The organism is Blastococcus sp. CCUG 61487, from assembly GCF_005222955.1.
Lineage (GTDB): Bacteria > Actinomycetota > Actinomycetes > Mycobacteriales > Geodermatophilaceae > Blastococcus.
The window spans coordinates 34,489-48,781 of record NZ_LWUA01000266.1; the positions used below are offsets into that span (position 1 = coordinate 34,489).

Here is a 14,293-nt window from a genome sequence, read left to right on the forward strand (position 1 = left end):
AGTCTCCGGGCGTGCTTCTGCCTCGCGTACCCCGGGCGCTGGCCGCCGGGTCGTTCCTCGTCCTGAGCCTCGCCGCGCTGGCGGGGTGCCGCACCTCGCCGGACGTCGCCGCGTACGTGGGCGACGAGGAGGTGACGGTCGCCGAGCTGGAGCGCGAGCTCGACGAGCGCCTCGCCGAGGACGACCTCGCCGAGGCCGTCTCCGGCCGCGAGGTCGACTACACCCGGTGGGTGCTCGGCCAGCTGGTGCAGCGGGAGGTCTACGCCGAGGTGGCGGACCGGTACGACGTCGAGGTCAGCGACGCCCGGGTCCGCGCGCGCATCGACGAGCTCGTCGGCGGCACCGACCCGGAGCGGGTCTACGCGAGCTACGTCCGGCAGGGGGTCACGCGGTCGGACATCTTCGAGGACGTCCGCCAGCAGCTCGTCCGGGAGGAGGTCGCCCGGGCCGCCGGCGGGAGCGCGCTGGACGAGGAGGCGCTGCGCGCCCGGTACGCCGAGGTCCGCGACGACCTCGCCCAGGTCGAGTTCGGCGTCATCACCGTCCCGGACCAGGCCACGGCGGACGCCGTGCTCGCCGAGGTCACCGCCGACCCGGCGGCCTATCCCGAGGTGGCGGCGCGCTACCCCGGAGCGACCACGCTGCCCGAGCTCACCCGCGGGTCGCCGGAGGAGGTCGTCGGGGTGCTCGCCGAGCAGTTCGCGGACGCCCCGGCGGGCTCCGGGTTCGTGACGGAGCTGGCGGGGGTCGACGGCGTCCTCGTGGGCTTCACCACGGGCGAGGTGGTCCCGACGTTCCAGGAGGTCCGGCCCGAGCTGGAGCAGCAGGCCGCGGCCGAGGCCGCGGAGGCCGGCGCCGCCCTGGTGGCCGACGTGCGGGAGGACATCGACATCACGGTGAACCCGCGCTACGGGGCGCTGGACGACGACGGCCGGCTCGGTCCCGCCGACGGCGGCGTGGTCGAGGTGCTGGAGCGGGAGGGCTCGCGCGCCGAGGGCCCGGGCGGTCGCGGAGACTGAGGTCGTGCCCGTCGCGCTCGCCGTCGTCGTCAGCCCTCGCCTGCCGGGTCTCCTGGGCCCGCAGGGCTGGCAGGCCCTGGACGGCCGGCCGGTGGTCGCGGTGCCGGGCGCGGCCGCCACGGCGGAGGCGCTGCGCGCGGCCGGCTGGCACGTCGCGGACGTCCCCGACGCCGCCGCCGCGCAGGCCCGGCCGGACGCCGTCGTGCTGCTGACCGACGACGCGACGGACGCCTCCGGCGCCGAGGTGGTCGAGGGGCCACCGGAACCGCCCGGCGCCCGACTGCTGGACGTCGTCGCGGTGATGGACCGGCTGCGCTCGCCCGGCGGCTGCCCCTGGGACGCCGAGCAGACGCACGCCTCGCTGCGCGGCTACCTGCTGGAGGAGGCGCACGAGGCCTACGACGCGATCGTGGACGACGACGCCCCCGCCATGCGCGAGGAGCTCGGCGACGTGCTGCTGCAGGTGGTCTTCCACGCCCGGGTGGCCGCGGAGGCCGACCCGTCCCGCCGCTTCGACGTCGACGACGTCGCCGGTGACCTCGTCGACAAGCTGGTCCGCCGGCACCCGCACGTCTTCGGGGACGCAGGGGCGCGGGACGTCGCGGCGGTCGAGGCGGGCTGGGAGGAGATCAAGCAGGCGGAGAAGCAGCGCCGGTCGCCGACCGAGGGCGTCTCCCGATCCCAGCCGGCGGCGTCCTGGGGTGCGGCCCTGGTGCGCCGCGCCGGCCGGGCCGGGCTGACCACACCCGCGGCCGCCGAGCTGACGGTGGACAGCCCGGAGGCGCTGGGCGAGCGACTGCTGGCCGTCGTCACGGCCGCCGAGCAACGCGGCTGGGACGTCGAGGACGCCCTGCGGGAGGCGGTCCGGCGCTACGCCGGCGAGCTCGACGCCGAGGCGCACGGCCGGCCCGCGACCTGATCCCGGGCGGGTCGTGACGCGTGGTGCGGGCGAGGCTCGCGAGGTGGAGCGGGCGCCCTGGTTAGGCTGCCCCCGTGCCGAGCATCGAAGCCGTAGGCGCGCGGGAGATTCTCGACTCGCGCGGAAACCCCACCGTGGAGGTCGAGGTCGCCCTCGACGACGGGACCATCGCCCGCGCGGCGGTCCCCAGTGGCGCCTCCACCGGCGCCTTCGAGGCGGTGGAGCTGCGCGACGGCGGCGACCGCTACGGCGGCAAGGGCGTCGGCAAGGCCGTCGACGGCGTCCTCGACGTCATCGGCCCGGAGCTCGTCGGCTACGAGGCCAGCGAGCAGCGGCTGGTCGACCAGCAGCTCATCGACCTCGACGGCACGCCCGACAAGTCGCGCCTGGGCGCCAACGCCATCCTCGGCGTCAGCCTCGCCGTGGCCCGGGCCGCCGCCGACTCCGCCGGCCTCCCGCTGTTCCGCTACGTCGGCGGGCCCTCGGCGCACCTGCTGCCGGTGCCGATGATGAACATCCTCAACGGGGGCGCCCACGCCGACAGCAACGTCGACGTGCAGGAGTTCATGATCGCGCCGATCGGCGCCGCCACCTTCGCCGAGGCCCTGGCGATGGGCACCGAGACCTACCACGCGCTCAAGGCCGTCCTGAAGAAGGAGGGGCTGTCCACCGGGCTCGGGGACGAGGGCGGCTTCGCCCCGGACCTGTCCAGCAACCGGGCCGCCCTGGACCTCATCGCTCGCGCCGTCGAGCAGGCGGGGTACACCCTCGGTAGCGACGTCGCGCTGGCTCTCGACGTCGCCGCCACGGAGTTCCACAGCGACGGCAGCTACGCCTTCGAGGGCGAGCAGCGCTCCGCCGAGCAGATGGCCGAGTACTACACCGGCCTGGTCGACGCCTACCCGATCGTCTCGATCGAGGACCCGCTCGACGAGCAGGACTGGGACGGCTGGATCGCGCTGACCGCCGCCCTCGGCGACCGCGTCCAGCTGGTCGGCGACGACCTGTTCGTCACCAACCCGGCGCGGCTCGCCGACGGCATCGAGCGCAAGGCGGCCAACGCGCTGCTGGTGAAGGTCAACCAGATCGGCACGCTCACCGAGACGCTGGACGCGGTGAACCTGGCCCACCGCAACGGCTACCGCTCGATGATGAGCCACCGCTCCGGCGAGACCGAGGACACCACGATCGCCGACCTCGCCGTCGCCACCGACTGCGGGCAGATCAAGACCGGCGCCCCGGCCCGCAGCGAGCGGGTCGCCAAGTACAACCAGCTGCTGCGGATCGAGGAGGAGCTCGACGACGCCGCGCGGTACGCCGGCGCGGCCGCCTTCCCCCGGCTCGCGCGGGGCTGACCGGCCGGCCATGAGCAGCGTTCGGGGACGGCGGGGTGGCGCGCCGCCACCTGGCTCCCGCAGCACCGGCCGCGCGCCGCGGGTCCACACGACCCGCCCGGTGCGCACCCGGCTGCGCTCCGGCACCCCGAACCCGACCCGGCGACCGGGCGAGCGGCGCGCGCCGCGCCGGCAGACCCGTCCGGTCACGTCCCCGGCCGTCCGTCGCCGTCCGCTGTTCACCGGCAAGGCGGCGCTGCTCATGACGCTGGTGCTGCTGCTGGCGCTCACGTTGGCCGGGCCGATCCGCCAGTACCTCGAGGGCCGCCAGGAGCTGGCCGAGCTCACCGCCGAGGGCGCCGCCCTCGACCGGCGGGCCGCGGAGCTCGAGCGGCAGCTGGACCGCCAGGCCGACCCGGCGTGGATCGAGCGGCAGGCGCGGGAGCGGCTCACCTACGTGCTGCCCGGTGACCGGCTGCTGGTCGTCGTCGACGGCGCGGCCGTCGAGGGCGACGCGGGCACGCTGGACGAGGCGGCTCGTCCCGCGCCGGCGCAGCCCTGGTACGAGGGCCTCATGGAGTCGCTGGCGCGTGCCGACGGCGACCTGCCCGAGGAGCCCGCCGAGTGACCTTCGACCCCGCCGACCGCGACGTCGTGGAGCGCCAGCTGGGCCGGCCACCGCGCGCGCTCGCGTCGGTCGCGCACCGCTGCCCCTGCGGGCAGCCCGACGTCGTCGAGACCTCCCCCCGGCTCGAGGACGGCACCCCGTTCCCGACGCTGTACTACCTGACCTGTCCGCGTGCCTCGGCCGCCGCGAGCCGGCTGGAGTCCACGGGCCGGATGCGCGAGTGGCAGGAGGAGCTCGCCACCGATCCCGACCTGGCCGACCGGTACCGGGCCGCGCACGAGGCCTACCTCGCCCAGCGGGACGCCAAGGACGTGCTGCCCACCCGGAACACCGCCGGCGGCATGCCCGACCGGGTCAAGTGCCTGCACGCGCTGGCCGCCCACAGCCTGGCCGCCGGTCCCGGGGTGAACCCCATCGGTGACCGCGCGCTGGCCGAGATGGGGGAGTGGTGGGCGAAGGGGCCCTGCGCCCTGCCCGAGGGTCCGGCGTGACCAGGGTCGCGGCGATCGACTGCGGCACGAACTCCATCCGGCTGCTGGTCGCGGACGTGCCGGTGACCGGTGGGCACACCGATCTCGTGCGCCGCATGGAGGTCGTGCGGCTCGGCCAGGGCGTCGACGCCACCGGCCGGCTGGCCGCCGAGGCGATCGAGCGCACCCGCACCGTGCTCGCCGAGTACGCCGAGACCGCCCGCGAACTGGGAGCCGAGGACGTCCGCATGGTCGCGACCAGCGCGACCCGCGACGCCGCGAACAGGGACGAGTTCGAGCAGATGGTGCTCGCCACGCTCGGCCGGCTGCCCGACGTCGTCCCCGGCCGCGAGGAGGCCGAGCTCTCCTTCCGGGGGGCCACGGCCTCGCTCGAGTCCGCCGCGGCCCAGCACGGGGCGGCGGCGCCGGAGCCGCCGTTCCTCGTCGTCGACATCGGCGGCGGCTCGACGGAGTTCGTCTTGGGCGACGCCGCCGGGCTGCGCGCTGCCCGGTCGGTCGACGTCGGCTGCGTGCGGCTCACCGAGCGCCGGCTGCACGGCGACCCGCCGTCCACCGCTGAGGTCGACGCGACCGTCGCCGACATCCGGTCCGCGCTCGCGCTGGTCACCGCCGAGGTGCCGGTCGCCGAGGCGGCCACGCTGGTGGGCCTGGCGGGCTCCGTGACCACCGTCGCCGCCCTCGCGCTCGACCTGCCGGCCTACGACCCGCTGGCCATCCACGGCTCCCGGATCCCCGTCGCCGACGTGCGCCGGGTGAGCGACGACCTGCTGGCCATGCCGCGCACGCAGCGCGCCGCGCTGCCGGTGATGCACCCGGGACGCGTCGACGTCATCGGCGCCGGAGCGCTCATCCTCCGGGTGATCATGGACGAGTTCGGGATGGACGAGGTCGTGGTGAGCGAGCACGACATCCTCGACGGCATCGCCCTCCGCCTCGCCCGCCCCCAGGCATAGGAGGCTCTACCGATGGTTCGGGGCGCTGGACGTATGCCTGGGTTCCCATGCCCGTAGACGCCGGGGGGTTCCCCGTCACCCGCACGCGCGCCGGGGTCGTCCGTGCCGCCCGCAACGTGCCCGACCTGGCGACCCTCGACGAGCGGATCTCCGGCTGCTACGCCTGTCCCCGGCTGGTGGCCTGGCGGGAGGAGGTCGCCCGCGTCAAGCGCGCGTCCTTCCGCGACTGGGACTACTGGGGCCGTCCGGTGCCGGGCATGGGCCCGTCCGACGCCCGCATCGCCGTCGTCGGGCTGGCCCCGGCCGCCCACGGCGGCAACCGCACCGGCCGGGTGTTCACCGGTGACCGCAGCGGTGACTGGATCTTCGCCGCGCTCTGGCGGGCGGGCCTGGCCAACCAGCCGACGTCCACGCACCTCGGCGACGGCCTGGAGCTCACCGACGTCCGGGTCGCCGCCTCGGTGCGCTGCGCCCCACCGGCCAACGCGCCCACCCCGGAGGAGCGCGACACCTGCTCGCCGTGGCTGGCCCGCGAGCTGGAGCTCCTGCCCCGGCTGCGGGTGATCATGGTGCTCGGCGGCTTCGGCTGGACGGCGCTGTGGCCGGTCCTCGCCGCGGCGGGCTACGCGATCCCGCGGCCCCGGCCGGTGTTCGGGCACGGCGCCGAGGTGGAGCTGACCGGGCCGCGCGGGCCGCTCACCGTGCTCGGCAGCTACCACGTCAGCCAGCAGAACACCTTCACCGGCAAGCTGACCGAGCCGATGCTCGACGCCGTCCTCACCCGGGCGAACGAGATCGCCGCGACCGTCGCCTGACGCACCGCTACCGTGCGCAGCGCGCCCCCGTAGCCCAAGTGGCAGAGGCAGGCCCCTTAAAAGGGTCCCAGTGTCGGTTCGAGCCCGACCGGGGGCACCGTGCGCCGTCCCGTACGGGTGATCCGGATCGGGCGACACGCCGGAACTAGCGAGGCGCCCGCTGCGTTGACCAGACCGAGTGGAGTGCACCACCGTGTACGCCACGACCCACAGGTCACCTCGAGGAGATGACGATGGCCAGCAACAACCCCGCGTTCCGGGGGCTCGGTGGTGCCGGCGGAGGCCAGCAGTACGCAGGCTGGGGCACCGCGCAGCAGCCCACCCCGACGCAGGACCCCTATGCCGCTCCGTCGCCCTACGCGGCGACGACCACCAAGTACATGACGATGGACGACGTCGTCACCAAGACGGGTCTGTCCTTCCTGGTCACCGTCCTGGCGGCCGCGTTCGTCTGGGCCCTCCCGGGTGACGCCGCATGGGGCCTGGCCCTGCCGGCGGTGCTCGTCGCGTTCGTGCTCGGCCTGGTGATCTCGTTCAAGCAGATCGCCCACCCGGCCGCCACGCTGTCCTACGGCGCCCTCTACGGCGTCGCGCTGGGCGCCATCAGCGAGGCGTTCAACACCATCTACCCCGGCATCGTCATGCAGGCGCTGATCGGCACCTTCGGTGTCTTCGGCGGCATGCTGGTGGTCTACAAGACCGGCGCCGTCCGGGTGACCCCCAAGATGACCCGCTGGGTGATCGGCGCGCTCGTCGGTGCCCTGGTGCTGATGATCGCCAACTTCGTCGCCTACTTCTTCATGGACGACGGCCTCGGCATCCGCAGCGACGGCCCGCTCGGCATCCTGTTCAGCCTCGTGATGATCGGCATCGCCGCGTTCCTGCTGCTGATGGACTTCGACATGGCCGACGAGGCGATCCGGCGCGGCGCCCCGGCCAAGTTCGCCTGGTACATCGCGTTCGGGCTGCTGATCACCGTGGTCTGGCTGTACATCGAGATCCTGCGGCTGCTCAGCTACCTGCGCGAGTAGCAGCTCCCGGCACACGACAGTGGCCCGGTCCCCGCGAGGGGCCGGGCCACTGTCGTCTCCGGCGCCGGCCGGTCCGGGAACGACAACGGCCCGGTCCCCTACCGGGGACCGGGCCGTTGCGCGGTATCAGCGCGTGATCAGGAGAGGCGCTCGATGATCATCGCCATGCCCATGCCGCCACCGACGCACATGGTCTCCAGACCGAACGTCTTGTCGCGGGTCTGCAGGCCGTTGATCAGCGTGCCGGTGATGCGCGCGCCGGTCATGCCGAACGGGTGGCCGACGGCGATGGCGCCACCGTTGACGTTCAGCTTGTCGATGTCGATGTTCAGGTCGCGGTAGCTCGGGATGACCTGGGCGGCGAACGCCTCGTTGATCTCGACGAGGTCGATGTCGTCGATGGTCATGCCCGCACGCTTGAGCGCCAGCTTCGAGGCGTCGACCGGGCCGTAGCCCATGATCTCCGGCGAGAGGCCGGTGACCGCGGTGGAGACGATGCGGGCCAGCGGGGTCAGGCCCAGCTCCGCGGCCTTGGTGTCGCTCATGACGACCACGGCGGCCGCACCGTCGTTGAGCGGACAGGCGTTGCCGGCGGTGGCGCGGCCGTCGGGACGGAAGGCCGGCTTGAGGGCGGCCAGGCCCTCGAGCGTGGTGCCGCGGCGGGGGCCGTCGTCCTGGCTGACCACGGTGCCGTCGGGGGTGGTCACCGGGGTGATCTCGCGGGCCCAGAAACCGTTGTCGATCGACTCGACGGCGAGGTTCTGGCTGCGGACGGCGTACTCGTCCATCTCCTGGCGGGAGACGCCCTTGAGCAGCGCCAGGTTCTCGGCGGTCTGGCCCATCGCGATGTAGACGTCGGGCAGGTCGCCGTTCTCGCGGGGGTCGGTCCAGCTGTCCGCACCGCTCTCGGCGGCCTTGGCGGCCTTGGCCTGGGCGGCCTCGAAGACGGGGTTCTTCGTGTCCGGCAGGCCGTCGCTGTTGCCCTTCACGAACCGGGAGACCATCTCGACGCCCGCCGAGATGAACACGTCGCCCTCACCGGCCTTGATGGCGTGCATGGCCATCCGGGTGGTCTGCAGCGACGAGGAGCAGTAGCGGGTGATGGTCGTGCCGGGCAGGTGGTCCATGCCCATGAGGACGCTGACCACGCGGCCCATGTTGTAGCCCTGCTCGCCACCGGGGAGCCCGACGCCCAGCATGAGGTCGTCGACGTCGCGGGGGTCGAGAGCCGGCACCTTGTCCAGCGCCGCCTTGACGATGGTGGCGGCGAGGTCGTCCGGGCGGATGTCCTTCAGCGAGCCCTTGAAGGCGCGGCCGATGGGGGAGCGCGCAGTGGAAACGATGACTGCTTCGGGCATGGGTCCTCCACGATGAGGGGGTCCGGTCACGGGTTCGCCGGACGTGAGGTCACCTGTGAAACTACCCCGGCCGCTCCGGGCGCTATGAGCCGCGGCACAGGGGTGGGCCGGTTGTGCCCCGTGTCACGCAGCCGCTACGGGGCGACCGGCTCCGGTTCGGTCCGTCCGGCCGCGCCGGGCGTGGGGATCTCGGGAGCGCGGCGACGGCGCAGCAGGGCCCAGCCGCCGCGGGCCCCGGTCGTGCCGTCGGCCTTCGCGGCGCTCTGGACCTCGGTCCCCGGCCGGTTGACGGCGCGGGCGGCGGCGCTGGCGACCGGGCGGACCGACTGGCGGCGCGGGCCACGACGCCGCTCGGCGGTGGCCGGCCAGACGCCGAGCGCGTCGGCGACCGACGGCAGGATCACCGCCGCCGCGTGCGCGTAGCCGGCGGCGCTGGGGTGGAACTCGTCGTGGCTGAACAGCGTGCGGTCGGAGGCGAACGAGGGCCCGAGCACCGAACCGAGGGAGACCGTGCGTCCGCCGGCCTCGACGACGGCGATGGTCTGCGCCGCGGCCATCTGCCGGCTCCAGCGCCGGGCCAGGGTGCGCAGCGGCTGCGCGATCGGACGGACCGTGCCCAGGTCGGGGCAGGTGCCGACCACGACCTCGGCGCCGGCGGCGCGGAGCCGGCGCACGGCGTCGGCCAGGTGGCGCACCGAGACGGCTGGACGCGTGCGGCTCGTGACGTCGTTGGCGCCGATCATGATCAGCGCGACGTCCGGCTCCTCCTCGAGCGCGGCGTCGACCTGCTCGTCCAGCTGGGGGGACTTGGCGCCGGAGACGGCCAGCCTGGTCAGCCGCACCGGGCGCTCGGCGAGCTCGGCGAGCGCGGACGCGATCAGGACGCCCGGGGTCTCGGCGGCCCGCTGGACCCCGAGGCCGACGGCGCTGGAGTCGCCGAGCACGGTGAAGGAGATGGGCTTGCCGCGCCCACGTCCGTAGATGCCGTCGCCGGACGGCGGGTCCGGCTGGCGGCGGGCCTCGACCCGCCGGCGGGCCGCGCGCGCCTCCTCGCGGAGGAGGGCGACCACGATCGCACCCGCGAGCCCGACGCCGCCCCCGCCGTAGGCGGCACCGGTCGCCAGCCGTCGCGCTCTCGCCGCTCGGGTCACGGTGCCTCCCTCCGGTGTCGGTGTCCGGCCTCACCTGCGCCGATCGCCGTCACCGAGGCTATCGGCCTCTCCTGTTCCGGGCTGAGCCCGTGTCCCTCCTCGGTGTGACCGGGACCACATCTCTGACCGGTCGACAGGTGTGGTGCCGGGGCACCCGTTCGAGCGAGACCGGCCCGCGCGGGGGGCTCCGCGCGGCGGTCGCGGCACTAGCGTCGATCCTCATGCGCGCACCCGTCCGAGGCATCCGTGGCCGCTGGCCGCGTTCCCTGGAGCGCCTGGCGCCACGGCTGTTCCGGGTCGACCCCAGGGTCCTCCTCGACGAGGAGCCCTCCGCCGAGGACTTCCGTGCGGCGATGTCCATCCTGCACGTCGGCGCGACGATCAAGATCACCGGCGCCAACCGGCACGCCGCGGCCGACGCGCTGCTGCTCGAGCACGTGGACCTGGCCGGTGCCTCGCTCGTCGACATCGGCGCGTCCGACGGCTCCACCTCGGTCGAGCTCGTCGCGAAGCTCCCGGACTTCCGGTCCTACGTGATCGCCGACTTGTACCTCCACCTCGACGCCGTGCAGACCCGGCGGCACGTGTTCTTCCACGACGCCGAGGGCACCTGCGTGCTCGTCGCCGGGCGCCGGCTGCTGGCCTGGCCGTCGCTGGCGCGGTGGGTGCGGGTGCTGTGGACCCCGCTGATCGCGGCGGCCCGCCGGAGGGGCACCCGGCGCACGGTCCTGCTGCTCGGTCCGGATGCCCGCCGGCTGCTGCGCGAGGACCCTCGCGTCGCCACGCGCGTGCACGACGTGTTCCAGCCGTGGGAGGGACCGTCCCCCGACGTCATCAAGGTGGCGAACCTCCTGCGCCGGCTGTACTTCGGCGACGAGGACATCCAGCGGGCGCTGGGCGCCCTGCTGGAGAGCCTGGACGAGGGCGGCCACCTGCTGCTCCTCGACAACCCGCGGATCGCGGGCATCGACCTGCGCGCCGGCCTGTACCGGCGGGTGGGCGGAAGGTTCACCGTGGTGGCCGAAACCGAGCACGCCCCGGAGATCGCCGACCTCGTGCGGTCGGAGCAGCTCAGCGTCGCCTGACGCCCCTCACCGGGATCGCCGCCCCCGCCGGGAGCGCAAGTAGTCGGCGACGACGAACTCGCCGAGGCGGTCGCTGTCCGGGGTGAACACCCGCCCGCCGGCCCGCTGGGTCAGGTCGTGCACGAAGTGCACCAGCCCCGGGTCGGGATCGAGCGCGAACACGTTGACGGTCGCCCCCGACCGCGCGACCCGCTCCACCTCGGCCACCGTCCGCGCGATCGTCTCCGGCATCGGCGGCCAGCAGAAGAACGGCGTCCCGTCGTCCTCCAGGTGGGCCGTGGGCTCGCCGTCGGTGACCACCAGGACGACCGGCTCGGCGTCGTGGTGCCGGGCGAGGAACCGCCGCGCCAGCATCAGCCCGTGCTGCAGGTTGGTGCCTTGCAGCGTGTCGACGGACAGCTCGGCCAGCGTGGACGGCGCCAGCACCTGCGCCGTCGAGGCGAACCCGATGATCTCGATGGCGTCCTGCGGGAAGCGCGTCGTGACCAGCGAGTGCAGCGCCATCGCGGTGGACTTCGCCGCCCCCCACGTGCCGCGCAGCGCCATGGAGTACGAGAGGTCGACGAGCAGGGCGACCGCCGCGCCCGTCCGCCGCTCGGTCTCCACGACCTCGAAGTCCTCGACGGCGATCCGGACCCGCCGGTCCGCTCGTGGCTCGCCCGCGGTGCGCAGGACGGCGTTCTTCACCGTGCGGACGACGTCCAGCGGCTGCTCGTCGCCGAACCGCCACTCGCGCGAACTGCCGGTGAGCTCGCCGGCGGCCCCGGCGTCGGCGACGTCGTGCTCGCCGCGCCCGGTGGCGTCGAGCTGGGCGAACACCCGGCGCAGCGCCGTCGCACCGAGCCGGCGCACCGCCTTGGGCGAGAGCTCGAGCTTGCCGCCGGTGCGGTTGAGGTAGCCCTGCCGCTCGAGCTCGCTCTCCATCTGCCGCAGCGCCGCCAGGTCGTCGACGGCCGGCCGTCCGAGCGCGCGTTCGAGCAGCTCCTCGTCGATGTCGGCCAGCGACGCTCCCGCGTAGCCCTGGGCGAGCTGGTTGGACAGCGCCTCGAGGTCGGCGAGCTCGGCCACGGCGGAGGTGGCGTCGCCCAGCCCCAGCGCCTGCTCGCCGTCGGGCACCTGCCCGCGCTGACCCCACGGCAGGTCCGGGCGCGCCTGGCGGAGCGCGTCGGAGAGGTGGGCCATCTCGCTGGCCAGCCCCATGTCCTCCATGGTCTGGGCCATCAGGTCGGCCAGCTCGGCCCGCTGCTCGGGGGAGAGGCCGGCCATCATCCGTTCCTGCGCGGCCGCCCGGCGGGCGAGGGAGTCGATCAGCTCTTCGACCGACTGCGGGTCGTCGGGGAAGAACTGGCCGTGCTGCTCCATGAACTCGCGGAACTGCTCGTCGGTGTCCTCGCCGCGGTTGTGCGCGTCGACGAGCCGGGAGAGGTCGGCGACCATGTCCTTGATCGCCTGCATGTCCTGCTCGCCGGCGTTCTGCAGCGCCTGCTTCATCGAGGCGAAGGAGCTGTCCAGCACCTCGCGGCGCAGCAGGTCCTGGATCTGGTCGTAGGCCTGCCGCGCCTCGTCCGAGCGCCACTGCCAGTCCTTGAGCGCGCGCACGGCGCCCGCGGTGTCCTCGGGCAGCGCGTCGAGCTCGCCCTCGGCGAGCCGGGCGGCGTCGTCGGGGTCGGGGAACAGCTCGCGGCGCTCCGCCTCGACCGCGCGGTCGAGCAGTTCGCGCACCTCCTGCAGGGTGCCGTCCATCCGGCCGGCGGTGCGCGCCTTGCGCAGCCGCTCGCGGACCGAGCGGCGCAGCTCGTCCAGGCCGCGGCGCCCCTCGGCACCACGCCGCAGCAGTTCGCGCAGGGCCTCGCGCACGCCGCTGCCGGCCAGTACCGAGTCGCCGATCTCGTCGATGGCGTTGCCCAGGTCGTAGGGCGGCGTCAGCGGATCCGGTCCGCCGCGCCAGCGGCCGTACCGGTAGCCCTTGGGCGGGCGGCGGGCCACGTCAGGCCCCGTAGACCGTGCGGCCGCCGTCGGTGTCCTTCGCCAGCCGGCGGGTCAGGTACAGCCCCTCCAGCGCGAACTCCACGGCCGCGGCGGCCTGCTCGCTCGTGTGCTCGCCCTCGGGCACGCCCAGCCGGCCCAGCAGCTCGGCCAGCTTCGGGATCGTGCCGAGCTGTCCGAGCAGGGCCGGTGCGCTGACCAGCTCGCCGGACTCCACCGTCTCGCCGCCGGTGAAGTGCTCCTGCAGGCCGCTGAGGTCCAGCCCGGCGCAGCGGGCGCGGAAGGTCTGCGCCGTCGCCTGCCGGAGCAGGTGGTCGAGGATCTCGAGCTCGCGGTCGTCGTCGTTGTCGCTGCTGGCGTCGGCGAACTCCACCTTGCCGCGGCTGGCGGGGACGACGCTGGGCAGGTCGACGACCCGCGCCACGGGGCGGGTCTCGCCGGCGATCGCGGCCCGGCGGACGGCGGAGGCGGCCACCGTCTCCAGTCCGGCGATGGCGAACCGGGCGCTGACGCCGGAGCGCTGGTCGACGTGGCTGGACTCGCGGACCAGCCGGGTGAACCTGGCGATGATCTCGACGAGGTGCTCCGGCACGATCGGCGCGCCCAGCAGCCCCTGGCCCTGGCCGTGCCAGATGGTGTGCGCCTCCTGGTGCAGCAGCCGGATCTCGTCGGTCAGCTCGATGGGGTAGTGGGTGCGCACCTCGGCGCCGAACCGGTCCTTGAGCGGGGTGATGATCCGGCCCCGGTTGGTGTAGTCCTCGGGGTTGGCGCTCGCGACCAGCAGCAGGTCCAGCGGGAGCCGCACCCGGTAGCCGCGGATCTGGATGTCGCGCTCCTCGAGCACGTTGAGCAGCGCGACCTGGATCCGCTCGGCGAGGTCGGGGAGCTCGTTGACGCTGAAGATGCCGCGGTTGGTGCGGGGGACGAGGCCGTAGTGCACCGTCTCCGGATCGCCCAGGGTGCGGCCCTCGGCCACCTTGATCGGGTCGACGTCGCCGATCAGGTCGCCGACGCTCGTGTCCGGCGTCGCCAGCTTCTCGCCGAAGCGCTCGCTGCGGTGCAGCCAGCTCACGGGGGTGGCGTCGCCGTGCTCGGCGATCCGCCGGTGCGCCCAGACGCTGATCGGCGCCAGCGGGTGCTCGTTGAGCTCGCTGCCGGTGAGCACGGGGGTCCACTCGTCGAGCAGGCCCACGAGGGTGCGGATCAGCCGCGTCTTGCCCTGCCCGCGCTCGCCGAGCAGCACGAGGTCGTGCCCGGCGATGAGCGCCCGCTCCACCTCGGGCAGCACCGTCTCCTCGAAGCCGACCATGCCCGGAAGGCTGGGCTCGCCGCGCCCCAACCGGGCGAGGAGGTTGGTGCGGATCTCGGACTTCACCGGCTGGAAGACGACGCCGCTGGCACGCAGCTCGCCGAGCGTGGTGGCGGCAGGGGCGGGGGTGGTGGGTCCGCTGGCGACCCCGGGGGTGTCGGTCACCCCTGGAACGGTACGTCGGCGGCGCCGGGTTGGGTGGCCCGACAGCTGC

General features: G+C 74.3%; 13 protein-coding genes and 1 tRNA gene. 10 read left to right on the top strand and 4 right to left on the bottom strand.

Annotation, left to right across the window (positions count from 1 at the left end; genetic code table 11):
* The first annotated feature begins 11 nt into the window (after window positions 1-11).
* From A6V29_RS21350 to A6V29_RS17240, 9 genes are all read left to right on the top strand, one after another.
* Window positions 12-1,019, top strand: coding sequence for a SurA N-terminal domain-containing protein (locus tag A6V29_RS21350; protein ID WP_212719542.1), 1,008 nt, complete (start codon window positions 12-14; stop codon window positions 1,017-1,019).
* A 4-nt stretch (window positions 1,020-1,023) separates the two neighbouring features.
* Window positions 1,024-1,938, top strand: a complete 915-nt coding sequence (locus A6V29_RS17205) for a nucleoside triphosphate pyrophosphohydrolase (RefSeq protein WP_137161435.1) — start codon at window positions 1,024-1,026, stop codon at window positions 1,936-1,938.
* Between the two features lie 74 nt (window positions 1,939-2,012).
* A complete protein-coding gene (eno, locus tag A6V29_RS17210; RefSeq protein ID WP_137161436.1) occupies window positions 2,013-3,293 on the top strand; it encodes a phosphopyruvate hydratase in 1,281 nt (426 codons plus the stop codon).
* 10 nt (window positions 3,294-3,303) lie between these two features.
* Window positions 3,304-3,900 (top strand): FtsB family cell division protein, encoded by a 597-nt coding sequence (locus A6V29_RS17215; protein ID WP_137161437.1) that lies wholly within the window; start codon window positions 3,304-3,306, stop codon window positions 3,898-3,900.
* Window positions 3,897-4,391, top strand: a complete 495-nt coding sequence (locus A6V29_RS17220; RefSeq protein ID WP_137161438.1) for a DUF501 domain-containing protein — start codon at window positions 3,897-3,899, stop codon at window positions 4,389-4,391. The genes A6V29_RS17215 and A6V29_RS17220 overlap by 4 nt, the downstream gene beginning before the upstream one ends.
* Window positions 4,388-5,344 (top strand): Ppx/GppA phosphatase family protein, encoded by a 957-nt coding sequence (locus A6V29_RS17225; protein WP_137161439.1) that lies wholly within the window; start codon window positions 4,388-4,390, stop codon window positions 5,342-5,344. Before A6V29_RS17220 ends, A6V29_RS17225 begins: the two co-directional genes overlap by 4 nt.
* Before the next feature lie 47 nt (window positions 5,345-5,391).
* On the top strand, window positions 5,392-6,159 hold the full coding sequence (locus A6V29_RS17230) for a uracil-DNA glycosylase (protein WP_137161440.1): 768 nt from the start codon (window positions 5,392-5,394) through the stop codon (window positions 6,157-6,159).
* 23 nt (window positions 6,160-6,182) lie between these two features.
* Window positions 6,183-6,256, top strand: a tRNA-Leu gene (locus A6V29_RS17235).
* Window positions 6,257-6,392: 136 nt separating this feature from the next.
* Window positions 6,393-7,190, top strand: coding sequence for a Bax inhibitor-1/YccA family protein (locus tag A6V29_RS17240; RefSeq protein ID WP_137161441.1), 798 nt, complete (start codon window positions 6,393-6,395; stop codon window positions 7,188-7,190).
* A 137-nt stretch (window positions 7,191-7,327) separates the two neighbouring features.
* On the opposite strand, the gene A6V29_RS17245 is transcribed toward A6V29_RS17240, so the two are convergent.
* The gene (locus A6V29_RS17245; protein ID WP_137161442.1) at window positions 7,328-8,548 is read right to left on the bottom strand and encodes an acetyl-CoA C-acetyltransferase; all 1,221 of its coding nucleotides are present in this window, start codon (window positions 8,546-8,548) and stop codon (window positions 7,328-7,330) included.
* Between the two features lie 134 nt (window positions 8,549-8,682).
* Window positions 8,683-9,699, bottom strand: a complete 1,017-nt coding sequence (locus A6V29_RS17250) for an SGNH/GDSL hydrolase family protein (protein WP_137161443.1) — start codon at window positions 9,697-9,699, stop codon at window positions 8,683-8,685.
* A gap of 221 nt (window positions 9,700-9,920) precedes the next feature.
* Between A6V29_RS17250 and A6V29_RS17255 the strand changes: the two genes are divergently transcribed.
* The gene (locus tag A6V29_RS17255; RefSeq protein ID WP_137161444.1) at window positions 9,921-10,784 is read left to right on the top strand and encodes a hypothetical protein; all 864 of its coding nucleotides are present in this window, start codon (window positions 9,921-9,923) and stop codon (window positions 10,782-10,784) included.
* Between the two features lie 6 nt (window positions 10,785-10,790).
* Here the strand turns inward: A6V29_RS17255 and A6V29_RS17260 are convergent, their stop codons facing one another.
* On the bottom strand, window positions 10,791-12,770 hold the full coding sequence (locus tag A6V29_RS17260) for a VWA domain-containing protein (protein ID WP_137161445.1): 1,980 nt from the start codon (window positions 12,768-12,770) through the stop codon (window positions 10,791-10,793).
* Window position 12,771: 1 nt separating this feature from the next.
* Window positions 12,772-14,244, bottom strand: coding sequence for a sigma 54-interacting transcriptional regulator (locus A6V29_RS17265; RefSeq protein ID WP_137161446.1), 1,473 nt, complete (start codon window positions 14,242-14,244; stop codon window positions 12,772-12,774).
* Between the last annotated feature and the right edge of the window lie 49 nt (window positions 14,245-14,293).